The organism is Paracoccus sp. J55 (assembly GCF_000513975.1).
Taxonomy (GTDB): Bacteria; Pseudomonadota; Alphaproteobacteria; order Rhodobacterales; family Rhodobacteraceae; genus Paracoccus.
In genome coordinates this window covers 1-23,371 of sequence record NZ_AZVA01000013.1, presented here as the reverse complement: position 1 = coordinate 23,371, position 23,371 = coordinate 1, and the positions used below count along the sequence as shown (strand labels likewise).

The window sequence follows — 23,371 nt, the reverse complement described above, 5'->3', positions numbered from 1 at the left end:
CGGTTCAGAGCTTCTCGGTCAGTTCCGGCAGCGCCTGGAACAGATCGGCGACAAGCCCGTAATCCGCAACCTGGTAGATCGGCGCGTCCTCGTCCTTGTTGATCGCAACGATGATCTTGCTGTCCTTCATGCCCGCAAGGTGCTGGATCGCGCCGGAGATGCCGACGGCGATATACAGTTCCGGCGCCACCACCTTGCCGGTCTGCCCCACCTGCCAGTCGTTCGGGGCATAGCCCGCATCCACGGCGGCCCGGCTGGCGCCGACCCCCGCGCCCAGCTTGTCGGCCAGCGCCTCGACGATCTGGAAATTCTCGCCCGAACCGATTCCGCGCCCGCCCGAGACCACGATCCGCGCCGAGGTCAGTTCGGGCCGGTCGGAAACCGCCACCTTGTCCTCGACCCAGGCCGACAGGCCGGGATCGGCCGCGGCGGCCAGGGTTTCCACCGGAGCGGCCCCGCCCCTGGCGGTGGCGGCGAAACTGGCGGTGCGTACGGTCAGCACCTTTTTCGCATCGGTGGATTTCACCGTCTGGACGGCGTTGCCGGCATAGACCGGCCGCTTGAAGGTCTCGGCATCGACCACCGCGACCACGTCCGAAATGACCATCACATCCAGAAGCGCCGCCACGCGGGGCAGCAGGTTCTTGGCAAAGGCCGTCGAGGCCGCAGCGATATGGTCATAGGAACCGGCAATCCCGACCACCAGCGCCGCCAGCGGCTCGGCCAGGCCATGGCCGGCGTCCTCGACATGCAGCACTTTCGCCACACCCGACAGCCCGGCGGCCTCGGCCGCCGCTTGGGCCGGACCGGCCACCAGCACATGCACCTCGCCCAGCGGCGACACCGCGGTCAGCGCCTTGCCAAGCGCATCGGCGGCAAGCTGGCCGCCGGTCACATCCGCAATCAGAAGAACAGCCATCAGATCACCCCCGCTTCGTCTTTCAGCTTCGCAATCAGTTCATCGACCGAGCCGACCCGGACGCCGGCCTTGCGGCCTGCCGGCTCGGCAGTCTCCACCACCTGCAGCCGCGGCTTGATATCGACGCCATAATCGGCCGCGGTCTTTTCCTCCAGCGGCTTCTTCTTGGCCTTCATGATGTTGGGCAGCGAGGCATAGCGCGGCTCGTTCAGGCGCAGGTCCGCGGTGACGATCGCCGGCAGCTTGACCCGCACGGTCTGCAACCCGCCGTCCACCTCGCGCGTGACCCGCGCGCTGTCGCCCTCGATCACCACCTCGTTGGCAAAGGTCGCCTGGCCCCAGCCCAGCAGCGCGGCCAGCATCTGGCCGGTGGCGTTCATGTCGTTGTCGATGGCCTGCTTGCCGGCGATGACCAGCCCCGGCTGCTCGGCATCGACGACCGCCTTCAGCAGCTTCGCCACGGCCAGCGGCTCGATGTCCTGATGCACGTCGCTGGCCGCCTCGATCAGGATGGCGCGGTCCGCGCCCATGGCCAGCGCCGTGCGCAGCGTCTCGGCCGCCTGCTTGACGCCGATCGAGACCACGACCACCTCCGAGGCGGTGCCCATTTCCTTCAGCCGGACCGCCTCCTCGACCGCGATCTCGTCAAAGGGATTCATGGACATCTTGACGCTGGCCAAGTCGACACCCGAACGGTCGGCCTTGACGCGAACGTTGATGTTATAGTCGATCACCCGCTTGACGGGCACCAGAACCTTCATCAGGCACTCTCCTCTGTTTCATGGGCTGCATTACCCAGCACGGCTCGCTGCAAGATGCGTTGCGCAAGACGCTGATGTGGCCGGTCGATCATTCGTCCGTCCAACTGCACAACGCCGCTTCGGGGCGCCAATTCCATGGCGTCAAGGACGCGGCGGGCATAGGTGATCTGGGCATCATGTGGGGTAAAGGCCGCATTCACCGGCTCGACATGCGCCGGATGAATCACCGCCTTGGCCTCGAACCCGTCACGGCAAGCGAGGCGCGCCTCGGCCGCAACCCGATCGAGATTGGAAATATCGGCGCATATGGCGTCGATGGCGGGCACGCCCGCAGCCGCCGCCCCGGCCAGACACAGGGCCCGGGCCAGCTCGAAGGGCGGGGTATAGGCCCCTTCTTCGGCATTGGTATAAGCGCCCAGCTCGGCGCTCAGATCCTCGGCGCCCCACATCATGCCCGACAGGCGCGGGCTGGCGCCGCGGTAATGGCCCAGCGAGAACAGCGCCGCCGGCGTCTCGGTCACGATGGCGACGATGGCCGTGCGGCCGATGGTCTGTCCCAGGCCCGCCTCGACCCCGTCCAGGATATGCGACAGTCGCGTCACCTGCGCGGCATCCTCACACTTGGGCAGCACGATGCCGTCGGGCGCGCAGGCCATCACCGCCGCCAGGTCCTCAAGCACCAGCCCGGTGTCGAAGGCATTGACCCGCACGAACAGCCGCGGCCGCGCGCGCGGCATCGACAGGCAGTCGCGGACGCAGGCCCGGGCCGCGGGCTTGGCCTCCGCCGCCACCGAATCCTCCAGGTCGAGGATCAGCGCATCGGCTGCGCCCGCGCGCGCCTTCTCGAACTTGCGGCGGCTGTCGCCGGGAACGAACAGATAGGACCGGATCATGCTGCCGCCTTTCTGCGCATCAGCGCGACGCGGCGGCATTCCGCCACCACGACATGGTTCTGGTTCAGGCAGCGATGCCGGAACTCGACGATCCCGGCGTCGGGACGCGAGCGCGACTCGCGCAGGGACAGCACTTCGGTTTCGGCGTGCAGCGTGTCGCCGTGGAACACCGGCTTGGGAAAGGTCACGTCCGTCAGCCCAAGCTGGGCGACCAGGGTGCCCAGGGTGGTGTCCTGGACGCTGAGCCCGACCAGGATGGCCAAGGTCGCCATCGAGTTGAACAGCGGCTGCCCCCATTCGGTGCCGGCCGCATAGGCGGCATCGACATGCAGGGGCTGCGGGTTCATCGTCAGCAGGCTGAACCAGATGTTGTCCGCCTCGCAGACGGTTCGGCGCAGCTCGTGACGAATGATCTCGCCCGGCGTGAACTCATCGAAATATCGTCCCGGCATGTCTCTCCCCTCCTCCTGTCGGATCAGGCTTCCAGCCGGCGGTGCGGCGTGACGGCCGGCGGCTCGGGCAGTTTCGCCAGGCCGGTCTGCCGCGAGGCCACCAGGATCGTCGCCTTGGCGTTGATGTTGGTTTCACCGCGCTGGTTGGTGCCGGTGATCTCCAGCTCGACCAGCGGGCCCAGCTTGTCGTCCACGCGGGCATCGGCGATCCGGGCGGTCAGCCAGGTCACGTCGCCCATGTAGTTGAAGTTGCGCAGTTCGTAGCGGATGCGATGCACGAAGGCGTCGTCGCCGGCCCAGTTCGAGACATAATGGCAGATCATGAAGAACCGCATCGGCCCGATGTCATAGACATGCGGCACACCGACCTTGCGCGCCAGTTCGGGATCCCAGTGCACGCGCTGCACGGTATCCCAGTAATTGCTTTCGTTGCGCGAATAGAAGCCGCGCAGCCGCTTGCGGTTCTCATAGGCCAGCCGATAGGGAGGGTTGCCATAGGTCAGCCAGCCCGCCCCCATATGGATGTTGATCATGTCGGTGATGGTCAGCGGTCCCTTGACCATGCGCGGCAGTTCCTGCCCGATGGTCACGTCTTCCAGATACAGCGTATCGGTGCCGCGGATGTATTCGGCATCATAGGCCGCCTCGATCTCGGCGATGGCGTCGTCGTTGTAATGGCCCAGTTCGACCTTGGGCTTGGCGCGCTTCTCGGCCTTTTCCTCGGCCGACAGGTTGCGGCGCTCGGCATGGACGAACCAGCGGTTCGAGGTCACGTGAACGCGGTCCTCGGCGTCCCACCAGCAGGTTTCGTTGTCCACCAGTACCGAACGGTTGGCGAACCTGCTTTCCTTTTCGGTGACATTGGCGAGCACTTCCGACTTATAAAGCCGCGTGCCCTCGGTGATCGGCGCGTAATAGACATATTCCGCGCCCGAGTGATACAGCTGCACGCCGCGCAGCGCTTTGTGCGTGCGGCGATACAGGTCCTCGCTGACGATCGGGTTGCGGTCGTAGCCGGTGGACCATTCGAAGCCGGGCTGCGCCACGGGGGCGCCCCAGCGCGAGGCGCGGGCGTGGTCCTCGTCGTTGTAGAGCGGATTCATGTCGCCGGTGCATTCGGCCAGCTGCCGGATCGCATCGGCGCTGCAGACGGTGTTCCAGGGCGTGGTCAGGTAGCCCTTGCGCAGGGTCGGGTTCGGCGTGCCGATACGCGCCCGCATCATGGCAATGTCGGTATCCGTGATCCGCCCCAGGATGAGGCCGCTTTCGTCCATGGCATCGTCGCGCATCTTGGTGTTCCTTTGGACTGGGGTTGCTGGGGGCTGTCTGCTGTCACCGGGCACGGGGCAGCTCCAACAGCCGGTCGGCGATGATTTCCCGCTGGATCTCGGAACTGCCGCCGGCAATCGTCAGGATCGAGGCCCACATGAGTTCATAGGTCCAGCGGTTGGTGGTCCGGTCGCTGCCATAATCCAGCGCATTCAGCCCGATGATATCGACCGCCAGCTGCGCCACCTCCTTGTAGGTGGTGGTGGTGAACAGCTTGACGATCGAACCCTCGGGTCCGGGTTGCGACTGCCGGGCCAGGATGCTCATGGTGGACAGCGCGATGGCGCGCAGCGCCAGGCACTTGGCCTTGAGCTGGCCGAGCCGCTCGGCGATGGCCCCGTTCTCGATGGCCAGTTCGCCGGTCTCGGTGCGGACGCGGGCGGCAAGTTGGCGCAGGGCTTCGACTTTCTTGACCAGGCTGATCTGCTCGGTCACGAAATAGGTCCCCCGCTCGAAGGACAGGGTGGACATGGCGACGGACCAGCCGTTGCCCAGCCCGCCGACCACGTTCTTCAGCGGGATGCGCACGTCGTCATAGAAGATCATGTTGACGTGGCGTTCGCCCATCATGTTCGGGATCGGCTGGATGGTGATGCCGGGCGCGTCCATCTCGGCGATGATCCAGGTCAGGCCCTTGTGCCGCTTGCTGTCCGGGTCGGTTCGCACCAGCAGTTCCTGATAGGTCGCGTGATGGGCGTTCGAGGTCCACATCTTCTGGCCGTTCACCACCAGGTGATCGCCGTCGATGGTGCCGCGGGTCTTGATCGCAGCCAGGTCGGAACCCGCGCCCGGCTCGGAAAAGCCCTGGCACCACAGCGTGTCCGCATTCAGGATCTTGGGCAGATAGAACTGCTTCTGTTCCTCGCTGCCGCGCACGATCAGCGTCGGGCCGGCATGGTTCAGGGCGATGCCCATGTCCCCGGCATGGGGGGCGTCGGCCCTTGCCACCTCCTCGAACCAGATCAGCTGCTCGATGCCCGACAGGCCGGCGCCGCCGTATTCCGCCGGCCAGTTGATGCCGGCGAAACCGCCCTCCTTCAGCTTGCGCTGCCAGGCGCGATCGTATTCCGAGGCGGCCGAGCCCTCTGCCGGCCGCTTCTCACGCGGGGCGTTTTCGGCAAGCCAGGCGCGTGCCCGCTCACGGAAGGCGATTTCGCTGTCCGAGTAATCCAGGTTCATCCTCGCCCCCTTTATTCCGCAACCTGCGCTTCGCGGATGCGCTGCTTGAGCAGGTGATCGCCCCCGAACAGCAGCGCCATCAGCCGCGCCCGCTTGAAGAAGAAATGTGCGTCATGCTCGGCCGTGGTTGCGATCCCGCCGTGCAGCTGGATGTTCCAGTCGCAATTCTCGACCGCCGCCTCGTTCGCCAGCAGCTTGGCCGCGTCGATCTGAAGGGCGGCATCGTCGCGGCCGTCCCGCTCGCTGATCGCGGCATAGTAAAGCTGCGCCCGCGCCACTTCCGAACGCACGGCCATGTTCGCGATCTCGTGGCGCACCGCCTGGTAAGAGCCAATGGCGCGGCCGAAGGTCTCGCGCACCTTGGCGTATTCGTTGATCCTTTGCGTCACCGCGTCGGCGATGCCCGAAAGCTGTGCCGCGGCCCCAAGCCGGGCCCGGCGCGCGATGTCGGGGCCGGAGATCTGGGCCACCACGTCGGCATTGCGGAGATCGGCCAGCGCCATCGGCACCGACTTGTCCAGGCAGGGAACCGGAACAGTCTCGATCCCCGAGAGCGACAGCAAGGCCGCCCCCTCGGGCTCGATCCGCAGGGCAAAGCCCGCCCCCACGAACTCGAAAAGCCGCCATTTCTCTTGCGGAGCGTCAAAGCCAGCCGGAACCGCGAGGGCGACGGCATGGCGGCCGGCGATAAGTTCGTCGCGCAGGCCCGGCAGCCCGGCAGCGGCCGCAACCCGCGCCGCGAGCCCGATCGCCAGCACGCCGAACGGTCCCAGATAACGTCCCATCTCGCGGTGGAACAACACCTCCTCGACAGCGGTCATGCCGACGCCGCCCTGATCCTCGGGCAGGGCGATGCCGAACCACCCCAGGTCGGCAAAGCTCGTCCGGCCGTCCGAGGAAAATTCAAAGCCGATCAAGCCATGAAGACGCTCACTCGGCCATTCCTGACGCAGGAAATCGGCCGCCGCATCGATGATCTGCGATTCGTCAGTATCGGGAAACAGATCCATGTTCTTCCTTGCTCAACTTCCTTCGCAATGCGGCAGTGCCCGCCTTTCGTTACACGGCCGGCTTATTGAGATAACTCAATAAGGGTATCGGCCCCGGGGCGCAAGCGCTGAAAACTTCCTTCGATATGGGAACGGCCCGAAAGGTTCAGGACAGCCCGCTGCCGGGCAACGCTCGCCGCCCATCCCCCATGCGCCCGCAGTGGCCAGAATCGGCCCCGCGCTTCTCCGGCTGCTGATTTTTCTTTCTTGTCCAAATATCCTGCGGGGGTCCGGGGGGTGTGAAACCCCCGGGCAGCCTCAGATGCCGTCGCCGACGAACGCCTTCTCGACCACGAACTCCTTCGGCTCGCTGTTCGCGCCCTCGCGCAGGCCGAAGCCCTCCAGCACCGCCTTGACGTCGGTGTTGAAGTCGAGGCTGCCGCAGATCATCGCCCGGTCGCTGGCCGGGTCCATCGGCGGCAGGTTCAGGTCGGCGAACACCTTGCCCGAAGTCAGGTTGTCCGTGATCCGGCCCATCCAGGGCGAGGGCTCGCGGGTCGTGGTCGGATAATACAGCAGCCGGTTGGCGAAATCCTCGCCATGGATCTCGCTCAGCAGCGGGTCGTGCTTCAGGTTCTCGACCAGTTCGCGGCCATAGGCCAGCTCGTCCGCGGTGCGGCAGGTGTGCATCATGATGACCTGCTCGAACCGCTCATAGCTGTCGGGCTCGCGCATCAGGCTGGCAAAGGGGGCGATGCCGGTCCCGGTGGCCAGGAACCACAGCCGCTTGCCCGGCAGCAGCGCGTCCAGCACCAGCGTGCCCACCGGCTTCGGGCGCAGGATGATCTCGTCCCCGACCCGGATGTTCTGCAATTTCGAGGTCAGCGGCCCGTCCGGCACCTTGATCGAATAGAATTCCAGCTCGTCGTCCCAGGCCGGCGAGGCGATGGAATAGGCCCGCAGGATCGGCTTGCCGTTGTCGCCGGGCAGGCCGATCATCACGAATTCGCCCGAGCGGAAGCGCAGCGAGGCCGGCCGCGTCACGCGGAACGAGAACAGCCGGTCGGTCCAGTGCCGGACCGCGGTCACGGTCTGGGCATCGGGAAGGGTCTTGACGGGTTTGGCGGCATCGGCCACGGAGGGATTCAGTGTCATGTTCAAATTTCCCTAGACTTTTGCATCTGCCGAAGAAGGAACTTTCCCTGTCTTTCCACCTGCGGCACCCGCGCCATTGAATACCATCCACCGGGTCAGCTGGCGGAAATCTCGGCATAACCGTTGTTCAGCACCATTTCCTGCCGCTTTGGCACCCAGCAGCGGAAATGCGCGGCCTTCCCGCCCTCCTCGGTCCAGATTTCGGTAACAATCTGATCGCCAGGATAGACCGGGCGCGAAAAGCGCACGTCGAAGCGCTTCATCCGTGCGGGATCGTTGCCGCAAACCGCTCGGATCACGGCGCGGCAGGCGACCCCGTAGGTGCAAAGGCCGTGCAGGATCGGGTTGGGAAACCCGGCCTTCCGTGCCACCTCGTGATCGACGTGGATCGGATTGTCATCTCCGCAAAGCCGGTAGAGCAGCGCCTGCTCGGCGGTGGTTGCGGATGTCACGACCATCTCTGCCGGGCGCTGGGGAATCGGCCGCGGCTCCGCCACCGGGTCGTTCTGCCCACCGAAGCCGCCATTGGCCCGCAGGAACGAGGTGATGCGCACGGTGGCAATAGCGTCACCGGAATCGGCATCGGTGATCTCGCGCTTCATGACCAGCAGCGCACCACGGCCCTCGCCCTTGTCATGCAGCGCCTCGACGGTAAGCTGGCCGCGGATCGTGCCCGCTGCAGGCAGCGGCTTGTGGATCTGGACGCTTTGCTCGCCATGTAGCAGCTTGGTCACGTCGATTCCATATTCGGGATCATGAAGCCAGAAGCGTTCGCGGGCCATGATGACCGATTGCGACGGCAGCGTCAGGAGGTTCTTCTCATAAACGAAATTCTGATCCTCGGGGTCGCTCCCAGCACCCACGCCAAGCGCATAGAGGATGGTGGTCCTGTGATCGTAGCTCTGCAGCACCGGCTCTGACCGATGCGCGCGGACGCGCGCGGGATCAATCCTTGTCAAGTTGAATTCCTCCTCCTCTTTCGGCTTGTATGGCCGCATTTGTCCCGTTGCATCGCGCAGAACATCACATTACAGTTAATTCTATTACGGTCAAGTCGCCGAACAGGCCACTGGAACGGCACGGAGGGGAAAGGCACATGCGGGCATTGCAGGTAACGCGGCTGAGCGAAGACCTGGGCGGGGTCGAGCTGCGCGATATCCCGCAGCCTGCACCGGGGCCGGGCAAGGTGCTGATCGCCGTGCGCGCCGCCAGCGTCAACTATCCCGACCTGCTGATGGCCCGCGGCGAATATCAGATGAAGCCGGACCTGCCCTTTACCCTGGGCGGCGACCTGGCCGGAGAGGTGGTCGCGGTGGGCGAAGGCGTGACCCGCGTCGCGCCCGGCGATCTGGTCACGGCGATCGGCATCGGCGCCTTCTGCGACTGTGCCCTGATGCCCGAGGCGACGGTTGATCCCTGGCCCGAGCAGCTTGCGGCTCCGCAGGCTGCCGCTTTCGGGGCGGCCTACCTGACCGCCTATGTCGCGTTGGTCGAACGTGGCCGAATGCAACCGGGCGACTGGGTTCTGGTCCACGGCGCCTCGGGCGGGATGGGACTGGCAGCGGTGGACCTGGCCAAGGCGCTTGGCGCACGGGTCATCGCCACCTCGACCTCGGACGAGAAGCTGGACGAGATCCGCAGGCTCTATGCCCCCGATCAGGTCATCAACATCCGCTCGGGGTTCCGCGACAAGGTGCTGGAAATCACCGGCGGCAAGGGCGCGGATGTGATCTTCGACCCGGTGAACGGCGATGTGTTCGACGAAAGCGTGCGCTGCGTCGCCTTCGACGGCCGGCTGCTGGTCGTGGGCTTTACCGGCAACCGCATCACCAGCATCAAGACCAACCTCACGCTCATAAAGGCGTTTTCGGTGGTGGGCGTCCGGGCGGGCGAATATTTCCGCCGCTTTCTCGACCGGAGGCCAAGGGCCACCTCGGCCTTGCAGGAGCTTGTGCGGGACGGTCGGATTTGCCCGCATGTCTGCCGCGAGTTCCCGATCGAGGACTGGAAATCGGCCTTCGGGCTGGTCGCGGGCCGACAGGCACTGGGAAAGGTGGTGCTGACTCTGTGACCACCCGTCAGGACAGGACGCCCGCCATAGCCATACCGCGGCGCGCGCTGGGGAAATGACCTCGGCAGATCGGAAGAGGACCGGAGGCGGTCGCCTGCGCCCGCCGAATTGATATACCCATATTCCAGAACAAGCACTCGAGGAGAAAGACATGACACGCAAGACCTACGTCGCCGGCGTCGGCATGGTGAAGTTCAGCAAGCCCGGCCAGCAGGAATCCTATACGGTGATGGCGCCCGAGGCGATCCGCATCGCACTCAAGGATGCCGAGGTCGATTACAAGGACGTCGAGCAGGCTTATGCCGGCTATTGCTATGGTGCGACCACCTGCGGGCAGCGGGCGCTTTATGAAGTCGGAATGACCGGCATCCCGGTCTATAACCTGCGCAACGCCTGCGCCACCGGCTCATCGGCGCTGGCCTTGGCCAGGCAGGCCGTCGCCTCGGGCATGGCCGAGGTCGCCCTGGCTTTCGGCTTCGAGGAGATGCGGCCCGGCGCCCTGCTCAACGACGACTTCCGCACCAGCCCGGTCGATCACTTCATCAAGCGCGACAACGAGCTGGGTTATCCCGTCGAGGACGCGATGGCCGCGCCCGGCTTCTTCGGTGCCGCCGGCGCCGAATATATCAGGAAATACGATGCGGACGCCCGGATCTTTGCCGAGGTTGCCGTCAAGACCCGCACCCATGCCGGCAACAACCCGATGGCACTTTTCGTCAAGCCGATCACGGTCGAGGAGGTGCTCGAGTCTCCGGTGATCTGGGGCGACTACCTGACCCGGCTGATGGCCTGCCCGCCCACCTGCGGCGCCGCCGCCGCCATCGTGGTCAGTGAGAAGTACAAGAAGGAAAAGGGCCTGACCCGCGCGATCGAGATCGCCGGACAGGGCATCGGCTCGGACCGCAGCGACACCTATGACAGCGCCATCGACGTGGTGGGCCGCAAGATCACGCAGCGCGCCTCCCGGTCGGCATACGAGCAGGCAGGAATTGGCCCGGAGGATGTCGACGTGGTCGAGCTGCATGACTGCTTCACCCCAAACGAAGTGCTCAACTACGAGGCCCTCGGCCTGTGTCCCGAAGGCGGTGCGACGAAGTTCATCGCTGACAAGGACAACACCTATGGCGGGAAATTCGTCGTGAACCCGTCGGGCGGGCTGATGTCCAAAGGTCATCCGCTGGGAGCCACAGGACTTGCGCAATGCACCGAATTGGTCACGCAGCTGCGTGGCGAGGCAGGGCAGCGTCAGGTTCCCGGCGCCAAGGTCGCGCTGCAACACAACATCGGCATGGGCTCGGCCGGCTTCGTCACGATCTATAAGAGCTAAGGCTGGCAGGTGGGGCGCTAGCAGGGCGCTGAAATACTCGGCCAGACGGTGGCCGTGGATGGCGAGGCGCTGGCCGGGTTCTGACCTTCGGGCTTGGCGTGAGACAGCGCTGACGACCCAAGCCACAGAGGCCTCGGCCGGAACGGGGGTAAGGCCGCGGTAATGCACTCATCCCGCCGCGCGTGTCTCCTTCAATGCAGCAGCATAGGCACCTGGGCCGGCCAAGAGGTCAATAACGAGCGGCTGCGCAATGGCGGCTGCCGATCTGACGCTGGACAAGCTGATCCTGCAGAAGGTTGCGCGGGGACCAGCGGCCACAAACCGGACAGCCCGGCGATCGGCGTGGTGCCCGTCGACTGGCGGCTGTGAAGCTTGGAGGGTGGATGGGAATCACTGATGGTGCAAGCGTGAAGGGCGGAGGCTGTGTAAACAACCCCGTTTTATGCTCCCCTCCCGCATGGTTGAGGGCTTTGCACCTCGGGTTTCATTAAGGGCGTGAGTTGGGATCAGACGGCGCTTTTCTCTCTGGAGGACTGAATCGGCGAAGATGGCCCTGTCCGTGTCGTCGTCGATGATCTCGCTCTGGCCTCCCTGGGTTTCCACACCACATCCCGGCGATCCGACCGGGGCACGAACTGCTTGTATTGCTCGATAACATGGCGAAACGCCCCTCACCCCCTATTATCGAGCTTTGTAAAATGCTGCCGTTCCGCCCGTGAGGCCCGCCAAGAAGGGGAAAGGATTGACAGGGCATGACCGGAGATCCTGCCGCCTGAGGCGCCGAGAGCAGACAAACGGCTTTTATTCCGATACCGAATGATGCCGGAAAGCCTGCCTGGGGCGGCTCGGAAACCGCCACGATAAACATCTGACGCGTGGCAGGGTGCAGCGCCTGCGAGACTATCCCCCCTCGATCCTCTGCCTGTCGAGGCGATAGACCCGCGCCCTGTCCGGATCGACATGGCGAGGCAGGCGATACTGAAACGACCTCTGCTCACCGCCGGGGACCAGCAGACCCGCATCGGCCAGAAGCTTCACGGCCAGGCCGGCGGGCATGCCGGAGGCGATCTCCGTCCGGAAGGCCTCGATGCCGAGATAGATCCAGCGCGCATCGCACCAGCCGATCGCATCCGGATCCGGCTCGCCTCCGGCCGGGCACAGACGGTGGCGGTTGTGGCGCAGATATCCGGCCAGGCGTTCCGACATGGCCTCGGCGGTCGAGGGCGGACGCGCCGCATGGGCTTTGTGCCAGATCACCGCGATCTCGACGAGGGCGCCGGTCGCCATGCCTTTCCGCCAGGGCAGGATGCCGAGCCGGCTGCCGATTTCGCCAGCCGCGGCGATCAGGGCCAGACGGTTCAGAACGCGCAACACCGGGCCCTCTTTCGCACTCGGGGGCAGCCCGATCGCCGCCAGCATCAGGGTGCGCAGGCGCGTGATCATCGGGCGCAGGACCTCCTTCATCAGGCCATGTTGCGCGATGATCCTGTCCACGAACGCCGGCAGGACATGTCCATAATGCTCCCTGGCAGCATTCTGGAGCGTCTCGGCGAAGGCGTGGCCCGAGCCATGTCCATGCAGCGTCCTGAAGAGGCCGAATTCCCATGACCGCGCGGGAATATCGATCAGGCGAACGCCGATCCCTTCGGGCATCTGGATCCCGGCAGCAGCCAGGATCCGCTCGATCGGTTGCTCCGAGGTCGAGAGCAGCACCGTCTGCCAGCGTGCCGTCTCTTCGAGTGTCAGCCTGCGGTTGCCGCGCCCCCGGCCCGTGCCATTGCCGATCATGTAGAGCGCCTCGATGATCGCGGGCGAGGGTCGGGCCGGGAATTCGTCGAGCATCAGGACGCCGTCATGGGCCAGCTGGCAAGAGAGTTCCAGCGCCGTATTGGTGGCGTTCCAGCGATCAAGGTCGGGCGGACCCATGCAGCTCTGCGCGGCGATCAGGGCGGTGGTCTTTCCAAAACTGGTCGGGGCGTGGAAATTCAGGCCGAGCGTCTCGATCCCGGCATGTTTCAGAAGCGGTCCGGCCAGGACTGCCGAGATGGCGCAGATCAGCGCCGGATTGCCTGCGGCCAGACGGCCGACGGTGTCTTTCCATCCCTCCAGCGAACCCGAGGGTGGCGCCGCGGCGCGGGCATGGACCAGTTCGATCTGGTCATCAGGCTGCGGATCCGCCGAGAGCAATCTGCCGTCGGGCAACAGATAGGCGGGTTCCGCATCCGTCCCTGCCATCCAGCCGGGACGCGAAACCGACAGGATCCGGGCCTCCACCGGCCAGCGGCGGATCAGGTCGATGATGTCATGCCGGTTGCCCTCGATGGCAAGTCCCGCCGAGATCAGCTGCGCACAGACGCTGCGCGGCTTCTCGAGAATATCGGCCTCGGGGATGGTTTCCCGGCGCAAGCACCCGTCGCGATCGAGAAAGCGGATGCGGCGGCTCCAGTTCCTGCCGCTGCCATCGCGCGTCAGGGCCTCGACACGCAGCGGCCCGCACATCGGCACCCATTCGTCGTCGATGCCGCCGTAGCCGAGCATCTGCTCGCGGGGAAGATGGGTCCAGAACGGCGGAAGCTCCTGGCGCATGTCGGCCAGGAAGGCGGCGATTTCCGGGTCATGATGAAGAGGAACGGGCAGCCGGGCCTCGGCCGTCTCATCAGTGACATCATCCGACCGGAAGGCCTGTCCGGCCTCCGCGGAAACGGGCGGGGTTTCGGGGAAAGCGCTGTGCTTCTCTGCGTCGATCATGTTGTTGTCAGGCATCGCTTTTTTTCCGTGCAAGGCGCGGGACTGCGCTATCCCCACCATGATGTGCCGAGGCGGCATGCAAGTCAGCGGCAGGGATACGGGATATTGTGGACAACGGCACCAGATGCCCGAATTTTGGGGATAACCCGCATGGGCAAGGCATGGGGATGCAACAGGAGAGGTGAAGCGGCATACACCGCAATTGCAGAAAATCCGGAGAAATCGCCCTTGGCCGTCTACCGGTCCGTTGGATCTGTTGGACCATTGGACCGGGCTGAGCACTGCTAGGCCGTGCGGGTTGAAGGCCTCGGCAGCAGCCCGACTGTCCAACGATCCAACTGGTCCAACGGACCAGGACAAAGAGATGCCTTGAGTCAGCGTCAGGCGACGATCCCAGTTGCACAGCAAGGCATTGCCGAAGCTGAGCGAGGAGATGGAAAAGCCTGTCTCTCTCAGGCCTCCAGAGCAGCCAAAGGTATATGTATTCGGTATGCTTCCTGCCTATAAGCAGGCCCAACCACTCAAAGCAACGCCGTCGAGAAATCATACACTCGGGTCAGCAAGACAACCGTGGGAATGAGCGCGGACATCGAAACCCAACCGTGATCACGCTCTATGAGTTCGCCCAGGTGCTGGGCGTAAATCACGTTGAACTGGTCAGACCACCGGAAGAGAACGGATCCTGCGATCCGCGTTCAAAGCGTATCCTATCGATACCATTGAGGATCCGCTTCGGGTTTTGGTAATCACGTATCGCCCGGCCGGATCAGTTGTCTAGGTAACCTCGCTCCCGCAGGTAGTCTGTCAGAAGCTTTTCAATCAATGACGTGAGAGATCTCTGATCTGCTGCGGCCGCCTGATCTGCCGCAGCCTTTAAAGTAGGCGTTATTCTGAGATTTACCTGCGCAGTCTTATTTTCTCTCATTTTGTGTAGATAACCTCTTTACATTCCATAGAAGAGTGTATATATATTTACTACACAACGCAAGCGGTCCCCGCCGATGCGGTAACATCGACGGGGGACCTCACCACACTGATCTCGGTTGAGGAGACCATCATGGCTATTCACACGTCTATCATTTCGCCGCGCCATTCGGAAGCAGCACCGTCGTTTTGCCCGACGCCCGTCACCATCCAGTTTGGCGCCGTGCTGCGCGATCTTTCGGCCTACATCGAGGCGGAACGCGACCTTGAGCATTGCGACAGCTGGGATCCGGCCTGCGACGCGTGGATCCGCGATGCCGAACGGGCCCGGACCCGCGTGCTCGACGGGATCACCGCTCTGCGCGTAGCGCCTATCCGGCGCCGCGAGGATCTGCCGCTCCGGCGCTGTGCAGACCTGGCACAGATGCTGATCGAGAGTGACAGCCCGGAGCAAGTCCGGGATATTATTGTCCTGCCCGAACGTTTTCCTGATGTCTTCCGCTGCACCAGTGATGGCCCCGTTGCACGGCGCGTGGACCTGATGGTTGCGGCCTTCCAGCAGCATCTGAACGCCCTTGCGCGCCTCCCGGATTTCACGGGGATGGTTGAGGCGGACTATGTTGTGATCGAGCCGGGCGAACCCGCGACCATGCTGGTCCCTGCGGCCTGATCACTTCGCCTATCTGACGGCCTGTCCCTGCGATCAGCTGCAGTCAGGTCGCTGAGTCCAACCCCATTTCCTCCGCCACAGGCTTCTGGTCGCACGCCCTGCGTGCCTCTCCTCGGCCCGTGGCTTCCCATCATCCTGCTTTTTTCGGGAGGACTTCCTATGTCCAAGACCACCTGTTCCTCGCACGATACCCTCGCCCCGCTCTCTGCCACTGACCTGCCGCTCGTCATTCATCATGGCGAACTGCATGCCCATTGGGCTGAGGCCGCCCGCGCCAAAGGCTTCGATCTGATCGCCCGCGTCCGCGACCGTCTGCATGTCGCGCTGCGCTGCCAGACCTGCGGCTGGGTCCATGTGACGCGGCACTCCGTTGTGATGAATGCGCAGCCGCTGTGCCCACACTGCATGGAGACCCGTTGGCGCGAGACTGCCCTCGTCGCTGGTCTGACCTGGCTCGGTCGGGACCCGGATCACCGCCATTACGGCCGCTATCTCCTGCCCTGCGACCATACTGCGCGGCGCCAGTTCACCTTCGTTGAGCGTGTCGCATCCGGCGCAGTTTCGGCACGCTGCGAGACCTGTCTCGTCCATCGCGAAGGAGAGGAGGCACTGCGGTTCGGCTGGGCGCGCCTCAGCCGCGATCCGACCGGCAATCCGAGCTACCGCCTCTATCGCCACAGCTGCGGGCACACCCAACGCATCGCGGTGGCCAATATGCGCTGGGGCCAGTGCGACTGCGCCGGCTGCGGCCAGAGCTGGACCGCCAAGCCGAGCTATATCTACCTGCTCGACATCCGTCATTCCGGAACCGGAAGGCACTATCTCAAAGTTGGATACTCGTCTCATCCCGTAAAAAGACACAAACACCAGTTGGGACTTCCCAAAGATGCTCAAGTCGAGGTTCTCCGGGTCGTGGCCATGCCCACCGGCCACGCTGCCTGCGCGATGGAGAAGGCCGCCCATGCGGAGCTGCGTCGTCTCTATCCGGAAGCCCTCGTCCCTCACCGGGAATTCAGTGATCTGATGAACGTGGTCAGCGAGATCTACCGGCCTGAGTCGCTTTTCATGCTCCAGGCGACCCTCGACCGGATCGAGGCAGAGATCATCGATGCGGACCGCACACGGAGACCTGATACTCTGTCCGCGCCACCCAAAGCTGCGGCAGGCAACAATCCGGAAGCCCCGCTCGGTGCCCCGGAAACGCCCCCACCCGGCGCATCGGCCACCCCGACTCCGGCATCCCAATCGCACCGCAAACCCCGCCCCGCTACCGTTCCGCGTGATCGCCATCCGATCCTGCGCCGCCATTGGGGACTGACCGGGTAACGCGGTCGGGTCGGGGCGTTCCGGATCACACGAGGAGACCATGTCTCTGATCCGGATGCCTCCTGCGGCAAGGAGGCAGTAGCCCGCCTCCTTGTCATCCGGAAGCCACGCGGCGCCGAAGCAATACCGAGTTTTCTGGTGGTTTCTATCCCGGAGTCCGGATCCGACCAGGCCAGCCGCTCCTGAAGCCGGAAGGCTTCCGGATCTCCGTGCGCGCTCGGCCCGACACCGCCACCGCATTCCGCCCCCTGCGGGACCGCGCCCCTCTGCAACCGACCCTGTCGCCATCCGGAATGCCGGACGGCTCACCCTCTTCATACCCGGAGTCCTGCCATGACCCAGACAATCTCCATCCCGTCCAGCAATCCGAACTCCGAATCCGGAACCCGTCATCCCGCACCCTGGGCTCCCCTCGCGCGTCATGCCATCCATCGCCTGCAGGCTGATCTCGCACAAAAGCTGACCCCCGCGTGGGATCCGGCGCTCGATCCGGAGGACATGGATCTGCCCGAACTCCTGGAGGCCGCGATGCAGGCACCGGGCTCCTCGGCGATCGATGCGCTGAACTCCGGCTCATCCGCGCAAAATGTTTCGCCCGAAGAGTTCGACGCGATCGCGGACGCCGGCGGCGATCCCACCGCCACCGCAAGCAATGGGTCATCGCAGCCGCGCATCCGCCTGCCCGCCAGTAAACTCATCCCGCTTCTCCGCCTCGTGGCGACGATCGACGCCGTCCGGGACCGCGACGCGATGTTGGCACCTGGCGCGATCACCGTCATCACCGGCGTTCCCGACGACATGCTCGACCAGTTGAAGAAGTTGCTGACCCATATCCTTCCGGCCAATTGGTCGGTGGCAACCTCGCTCAAATATGGCACCCAGAGCCAGGACTGTCTGATCACGCTCAACCCAGACGTCTCAGACGGCAAGATCTCACGCTATGCACAGACCGCTTTCGAGCGCGACCTTGTCGTGGCGATCGATCGCCAGGCCCCGCTCCTGGTGCTGCTGCCGATGGCCGCTGCTGCCACTGCACCCACGGTCCTTGCCAATCCGCTTGTCTCTCGGAAAGCGTTCGCGCCCCTCGATAGCGAGATCCTGATCATGGCGCTTCGTGCGACACACAGCGCCACTGGCCGCATCGACGAGGCGGCGGTCCGCGCTGCGCTGCCCAATGACGCAACGCTCGCCGAACTGGACGCGCTCGCGCTGACCCTGGCGATGCGGGCGCCGGTGGCGAAGGCGGTGGCCGAACAGATCACGGCCATGACCACTGGCCCGCAACGATCTGCGGCCGACGGTCCCTGGCTCGAGGACATTCACGGCGATACGCCTGCGCTCCGCGCCGCGCGACAGATCGTGCGCGACCTGCGTATGTGGAAGAAAGGCGAGATCGGCTGGGCCGACCTGACCCGCACGCTGCTGCTTTATGGCCCGCCCGGCACCGGCAAGAGCTGGATCGCCCGGGCCATGGGCAACAGTGCGGGCTTTTCGGTCGTCAGCGGCACCTTCGGTGAATGGCAGGCCGCAGGCCATCTCGGCGACATGCTGCGCGAGATGCGCAAGAGCTTTGCCGAGGCCCGGTCGAAAGCGCCGACCGTGCTGATCATCGACGAGATCGATGCCGTCGGATCGCGCGAGGATCGCGAACAGCATAGCCGGTCCTACCGCACCCAGGTCATCAATGCCTTCCTCGCAGAGATGGACAGCATCGCCCGGGAAGAAGGTGTCATCGTCGTCGGCACCTGCAACCATCCGGACATGATCGATCCGGCGGTGCTGCGCGCCGGACGGTTCGACATGAAGGTCGCCCTGCCGCTGCCGGATGCCGATACTCTCTTCGGCGTGCTGCGCCACTGCCTGCCGGACTGGCGGGAGGCCGATCTGCGCGATCTCGCGCAACGCGCCGTCGGCTGTTCCGCCGCAGAGATCGACGCCGCGATCCGGCAGACGCGCGCGATGGCGCGGGGGCAAAAGCGGGACATGACCGTTTCGGATCTCCAGCATGTTTTCCGCGTCATCCATGACCCGGCCATTGATCGCCGCGTTGCCCTGCACGAATGCGGCCATGCCATCGTCTGTGCGGCGCTGGATCTCGGCCCCGTGCGGCGGGTTTACCTGAACCGTGACGGCGGCGGAGGGACAGTGTTCGACACCACCGCCAAACACGGCCTCCTCTGTGACATGCAGGACCGCATGGTGCAACTGCTCGCCGGTCGCGCGGCCGAGCGTTTGGTGCTGGGTGACGTATCGGCCGGTGCCGGCGGCGGACCCGAATCCGATCTGGCAATGGCCACCGCCATCGCCTCGGGAATCCAGACGCGCTATGGGCTGGGTGCCCAGGGCCCGGTCTGGACCGCAGATCCCGAGACCTTGCTCGCCCTGGACCCTGACGTGCTGTTTCGTGTCCGCCGCGAGTTGGAGGCTGCCGAGAAGCGCGCCGCCCAGATCCTCAGCACCCACCGCAACCTGCTCGAAGAGATGGCAGAGGCGCTGGCGGCATCGCGCGACATGGACCGCGCCGAAGCGGAGGTCTGGCTCGCGCGGGTGCGCAATGCTGCGCCGGATGAAGACTACAATGAGTGCCCCGCACAGCAACCAGAGTAACAGCGCAGGGATGACGCCCGCCCGAGACGAACTGCGTCGCCTCATCGAATTGTGCTCCCACAAACAAAAAGACAAAAACAATAGAAAGCGGCAGAGCCGCCAATAAAACCCTCAAAACAAAAAACGGCACTCCCTGCGCCGGGCGTGCCCGCCGCCCACTCCATGCCCAGGGAATAAAAACGAAAGAGAGCAGAGAACCAAAAATCAAAAACAAAAAGACCCAGGAAAGCCTCGGGTAATTCGGCCCACAGCGCAACCAGCTAAAAAAGGAGAAAGAGATACGGCGCGCCAGACCCAAATCTCCGGCCTTCATGATGTTCCCCCAGACGAGGAAACCAGCAATGATCCACCATCCAGATCCAGCGGTCTGGATCCCTCCGGTGATCCGCTTCATCGGATCCAACCTGCCTGTCCTTGATCGCAAGGGCGAGGAATGGGACCATATGTTCACGACCGCTTACCAGTTCGGCTGTGAGGCGCTGATCGCCCTCGGGCAGGCGGAGGAGACCGGGCGCGGAGCCCGGCCACTGGCCCACCCCCGACTGCCAGAGGTCCTGCCCAGATGGGACGATATCTGCGTCACCGTGCTCAGCCTCGCCCATCAACGCGGGCTGCTCTCCTACCGGCTGCCCAACGGACACGAATCCCCCGAGACTGCCGCATGGTGGGGCCGGCGCGAGGGCGAGGTCATGCCGCAGCCGAACATCACGGCCGCACACGGGCTTGGCCCAGCCTGGGCCGCCCCGCAGGCGCTTTCGGTCCTCTGCGCGCTTGGTTTGGTCGAATCCAGCCAATGGGCCGCAGCCGCGGAACCGGTGCTCTGGCGCGAGGAGCCGCCGGAATGGCGTCTCGACATCGCCGCCGATCCGCGCTTCCAGCAAGCGCTGGAACGGGCCGTCAACAAAATGCCCGACGACATCCGCGCGGATATCATCCGGCTGGTCACCGTCACCGAGGCCGATGTCACAGAGGGGCTGATCCGGCGCGAGGCCCATCAGGAGGGGCTGCGCGCGGAACACGGCGCCAACCGGGTGATCTGCCTGCCGCTCACCCGCGACTCCGTGCGTCAGGGCCTGATCTTCCTCCGCATCCATGATCTGGACTGGCTGTTCTTTTCGAACTGGCGCCTTGCGGATGGCTGGCTCTCCTTGCCTGAGCGGCAACGGGCGATGGAGATCTTCCACGACAGCCTCGCCATCCGCATGCGCAGGGCCGTCGTCACCCGCCTATACCCGGACCGGCCGGAGTTTTCCGGGTGAGGACTCGGCGATCCGCAAGCCCGATCACAGGCGTCAAGGACCATCACACCACTGCGTCGTTGCGCGGAAGTGCAACCATTTCAGAGAGTGCGCAGGACAGGCCCCGACGCCCCGGCTGATCCGCGTTCGCAGTGATCGCAGGACGGAAATCCGGAACGACAACAGCGCACTCCCCCAATGGCCCGTCCCCTAGCTTCCATGAGATCACGAGGCAGAGCCAAACCAGGTCACGCATCCCGTCCTGTAAAATCCGGATAATTCGCGCCCGATGCCTGTTGAGAGCGAGGGCCAGCCCTTCGACTGATCGGGATACGACCGTCGCGCACCTCAGTCTGTCACCTTCTTCTCCGGCTCACCCCTCTTGAGAGTGAGATTTCTGTATTTTCAGTTGGTTATCCACATTCACGAAACCCGAGAACCCTGTTTTCAGCTTAGAGAGACGTTCCCATGCCCTATGATCATCCCAACAGCAGCGGGGCCGTTCCCGCACAGGATCATCATCAGCGAACGCCGACGGGCCATGTCCCACGGCGCAAGGAGCAGCTCGGCCGATGGCACGAGACCGGAGAGACATTGCTGACAGGGAAGGCGCCGCGCGGACGGCGGCCTCCGCTTCGGCCACTCCGGCCTCCAGCCCCCTTGCCGAGAATCGCGAACCGCCGCACCCTGACCTCATTCGCCTTGTCCGGGTGCTGGCGCGCCACGCCGCCCTGGCCGACATCGCCGCGCAGAAGGCAGCGCATCGCCCGAAGGAGTAACGCATGATCCAATCCCCCGCACTACGCGCCGCGATCTATGCCCGCTATTCTTCGGACAATCAGCGCGAAGCCTCGCTTGAGGACCAGATCCGCATCTGCCGACGCCTGGTCGCGCAGAAGGACTGGACCATTGCCGAAGTCTATACCGATGCCGCCATCTCCGGCGCATCGGCTCTGCGCCCCGGTTACCAGAAGTTGCAGGACGACGCCCGGCGCGGCCGGATCGACGTCATCGTCGCCGAAAGCCTCGACCGGATCAGTCGCGACCAGGAACATATCGCCGCCTTCTACAAACAGGTCAGCTTTCTCGGCATTCCGCTGATCACCGTGGCCGAAGGCGAGATTTCCGAACTGCATATCGGGCTGAAGGGCACGATGTCGGCGCTCTACCTCAAGGACCTGGCCCAGAAGACCCATCGCGGCCTCGAAGGCCGGGTGCGCGACGGCAAGAGTGCCGGCGGCATCAGCTATGGCTACAGCGCCCGGCGCGAATTGCGCCCGGATGGCACGCTCACCACCGGCGAACGGATGATCGACCCGGATGAGGCCGCGATCGTCACCCGCATCTTCACCGAATACGCCTCGGGACGTTCCGCCCGCGCCATCGCGGCGGCGCTGAACGACGAAGGCATCGCCTCGCCCGACAGCGGCAAGGGCGCGGGCACCTGGGGGCCGTCGACCATCTCCGGCAACTGGAAGCGCGGCACCGGGATCCTGAACAACGAACTCTATATCGGCCGCCTCGTCTGGAACCGGCAGCGCTTCGTCAAGGATCCGGTGACGCAGAAGCGTCAGGCCCGGCCGAACCCGCCCGAGGAATGGATCATCGAGGAGGTGCCGGACCTGCGGATCATTCCCGATGACCTCTGGCATGCGACCAAGGAGCGGCAAGGCGCGATCCGCACCGATATGAACCCGGCGGGCGTCCAGTCTGCCCGGCCCCGGCCCGAACGCGCCCGCCGTCCGGACTACCTGTTCTCTGGCCTCGTCAAATGCGGTTGCTGCGGGGCGAGCTATACGCTGATCAACAAGACCCGCTACGGCTGCGCGGCGGCACGCAACAAGGGCAACAGCATCTGCAGCAACCGCGCGACGATCCTGCGCGAAGAGGTCGAAGCCCGGGTGCTCGACGGGCTGCGCGACAAGCTCCTGCACCCGGACCTGATCGCCGCCTTCGTCGAGGAATACCGCAAGGCGTTCAACGCGGCCGCGGGCGACCGCAGCACCGAGCGGGATAATGCCAGGCGCGAGTTGAAGCAGATCGGGAAGAAGACCGCCGGCATCCTCGCCGCCATCGAGGACGGCATGTATCACCCGTCGATGAAGACGAAGATGGCGGATCTGGAAAGCCGGAGGACCCAGCTCACAGCCTTCCTCGAAGATACGCCGGAGCCCCCTGCCCTGCGGCTGCACCCCCGCCTGTCGGACCTCTATCGGGAAAAGATCACGAACCTGTCGAAAGCGCTTCAGGAACCGGGGATGAAGCTGGAGGCGACAGAGATCCTGCGCAGCCTGATCGCCGAGATCCGGATGGTGCCGGAGACCTCCGCGCCCGGCGGACACGAGATCGAACTCTTGGGCGAACTGGCGGGCATCCTGGCGCTTTCGGAGGCGGATACGACAAAGCCCCCGCGATTGGCGAGGGCTGGTAAATCGGTCGAGTCGGAAACGATGGTTGCGGGGGCAGGATTTGAACCTGCGGCCTTCAGGTTATGAGGCTATGTTATTGATATTGTGAGAACGGCGGTGAGAAATTCGTCCACGGTAGCGGTGGCTTGGTGCTGCTGCGGGCGGCGTAAAAGTCGTCCACCTATTCCCTTTCTGCGGCGGCAGGGAGGGCGTGAGGATTTACAGCGTGGACCTATATCTGAGAGTTCGCCAGGCTTGCGCGGAAGGCATGAGCCAGCGGGAAGCGGCGCGGGTGTTCAACATCTCGCGTGACACGGTTGCGAAGATGATGACCTTCTCGGTGCCACCGGGCTACCGACGGACGGCCGAGGTCAG

17 protein-coding genes are annotated in these 23,371 nt (G+C 64.6%); 7 read left to right on the top strand and 10 right to left on the bottom strand.

All coding sequences use genetic code 11. The annotated features are described in order from the left end of the window. Window positions 1-4 precede the first annotated feature (4 nt). The 9 genes from PARJ55_RS0112945 to PARJ55_RS0112905 form a co-directional block, all read right to left on the bottom strand. Entirely contained in the window at window positions 5-919 is a 915-nt protein-coding gene (locus PARJ55_RS0112945) for an electron transfer flavoprotein subunit alpha/FixB family protein (RefSeq protein ID WP_028713440.1), read from the bottom strand. Next, complete coding sequence (locus PARJ55_RS0112940) at window positions 919-1,680, bottom strand: electron transfer flavoprotein subunit beta/FixA family protein (protein ID WP_028713439.1); 762 nt, start codon at window positions 1,678-1,680, stop codon at window positions 919-921. The genes PARJ55_RS0112945 and PARJ55_RS0112940 overlap by 1 nt, the downstream gene beginning before the upstream one ends. Continuing rightward, window positions 1,680-2,573, bottom strand: coding sequence for a CoA ester lyase (locus PARJ55_RS22000; protein ID WP_198019357.1), 894 nt, complete (start codon window positions 2,571-2,573; stop codon window positions 1,680-1,682). Before PARJ55_RS22000 ends, PARJ55_RS0112940 begins: the two co-directional genes overlap by 1 nt. After that, complete coding sequence (locus PARJ55_RS0112930) at window positions 2,570-3,025, bottom strand: MaoC family dehydratase (RefSeq protein ID WP_028710032.1); 456 nt, start codon at window positions 3,023-3,025, stop codon at window positions 2,570-2,572. The genes PARJ55_RS22000 and PARJ55_RS0112930 overlap by 4 nt, the downstream gene beginning before the upstream one ends. Window positions 3,026-3,048: 23 nt before the next feature. Continuing rightward, on the bottom strand, window positions 3,049-4,314 hold the full coding sequence (locus PARJ55_RS21995; protein ID WP_051416258.1) for a MaoC family dehydratase N-terminal domain-containing protein: 1,266 nt from the start codon (window positions 4,312-4,314) through the stop codon (window positions 3,049-3,051). Between the two features lie 43 nt (window positions 4,315-4,357). Then, window positions 4,358-5,533, bottom strand: a complete 1,176-nt coding sequence (locus PARJ55_RS0112920) for an acyl-CoA dehydrogenase family protein (protein ID WP_028713438.1) — start codon at window positions 5,531-5,533, stop codon at window positions 4,358-4,360. 11 nt (window positions 5,534-5,544) lie between these two features. Further along, window positions 5,545-6,543 carry an acyl-CoA dehydrogenase family protein gene (locus PARJ55_RS0112915; RefSeq protein ID WP_028713437.1) on the bottom strand — a complete coding sequence of 333 codons (999 nt, stop codon included), beginning with the start codon at window positions 6,541-6,543 and terminating at the stop codon, window positions 5,545-5,547. 297 nt (window positions 6,544-6,840) lie between these two features. Then, a complete protein-coding gene (locus tag PARJ55_RS0112910) occupies window positions 6,841-7,677 on the bottom strand; it encodes a ferredoxin--NADP reductase (protein WP_028713436.1) in 837 nt (278 codons plus the stop codon). A gap of 95 nt (window positions 7,678-7,772) precedes the next feature. Next, the gene (locus PARJ55_RS0112905; RefSeq protein ID WP_232215704.1) at window positions 7,773-8,636 is read right to left on the bottom strand and encodes a MaoC/PaaZ C-terminal domain-containing protein; all 864 of its coding nucleotides are present in this window, start codon (window positions 8,634-8,636) and stop codon (window positions 7,773-7,775) included. A 137-nt stretch (window positions 8,637-8,773) separates the two neighbouring features. Between PARJ55_RS0112905 and PARJ55_RS0112900 the strand changes: the two genes are divergently transcribed. Further along, the gene (locus PARJ55_RS0112900; RefSeq protein ID WP_028713434.1) at window positions 8,774-9,748 is read left to right on the top strand and encodes an NADPH:quinone oxidoreductase family protein; all 975 of its coding nucleotides are present in this window, start codon (window positions 8,774-8,776) and stop codon (window positions 9,746-9,748) included. A 151-nt stretch (window positions 9,749-9,899) separates the two neighbouring features. Next, complete coding sequence (locus PARJ55_RS0112895) at window positions 9,900-11,075, top strand: lipid-transfer protein (protein WP_028713433.1); 1,176 nt, start codon at window positions 9,900-9,902, stop codon at window positions 11,073-11,075. A gap of 900 nt (window positions 11,076-11,975) precedes the next feature. Here the strand turns inward: PARJ55_RS0112895 and PARJ55_RS0112890 are convergent. Continuing rightward, window positions 11,976-13,883 (bottom strand): DUF927 domain-containing protein, encoded by a 1,908-nt coding sequence (locus PARJ55_RS0112890; RefSeq protein WP_232215703.1) that lies wholly within the window; start codon window positions 13,881-13,883, stop codon window positions 11,976-11,978. Window positions 13,884-14,880: 997 nt separating this feature from the next. Between PARJ55_RS0112890 and PARJ55_RS21990 the strand changes: the two genes are divergently transcribed. The 5 genes from PARJ55_RS21990 to PARJ55_RS0112860 all read left to right on the top strand — a co-directional run bounded on the left by PARJ55_RS21990 (window position 14,881) and on the right by PARJ55_RS0112860 (window position 23,083). Then, a complete protein-coding gene (locus PARJ55_RS21990; protein ID WP_051416257.1) occupies window positions 14,881-15,417 on the top strand; it encodes a hypothetical protein in 537 nt (178 codons plus the stop codon). Window positions 15,418-15,576: 159 nt separating this feature from the next. After that, window positions 15,577-16,743 carry a GIY-YIG nuclease family protein gene (locus PARJ55_RS24315; protein ID WP_084637844.1) on the top strand — a complete coding sequence of 389 codons (1,167 nt, stop codon included), beginning with the start codon at window positions 15,577-15,579 and terminating at the stop codon, window positions 16,741-16,743. A gap of 333 nt (window positions 16,744-17,076) precedes the next feature. Continuing rightward, window positions 17,077-19,350, top strand: a complete 2,274-nt coding sequence (locus tag PARJ55_RS0112875; RefSeq protein ID WP_232215702.1) for an AAA family ATPase — start codon at window positions 17,077-17,079, stop codon at window positions 19,348-19,350. Window positions 19,351-19,691: 341 nt separating this feature from the next. Continuing rightward, a complete protein-coding gene (locus tag PARJ55_RS0112870) occupies window positions 19,692-20,609 on the top strand; it encodes a hypothetical protein (RefSeq protein ID WP_028713429.1) in 918 nt (305 codons plus the stop codon). Between the two features lie 761 nt (window positions 20,610-21,370). Next, window positions 21,371-23,083: a recombinase family protein gene (locus PARJ55_RS0112860; protein WP_028713427.1), complete on the top strand. Its 1,713-nt coding sequence runs from the start codon at window positions 21,371-21,373 to the stop codon at window positions 23,081-23,083. Window positions 23,084-23,371 lie beyond the last annotated feature (288 nt).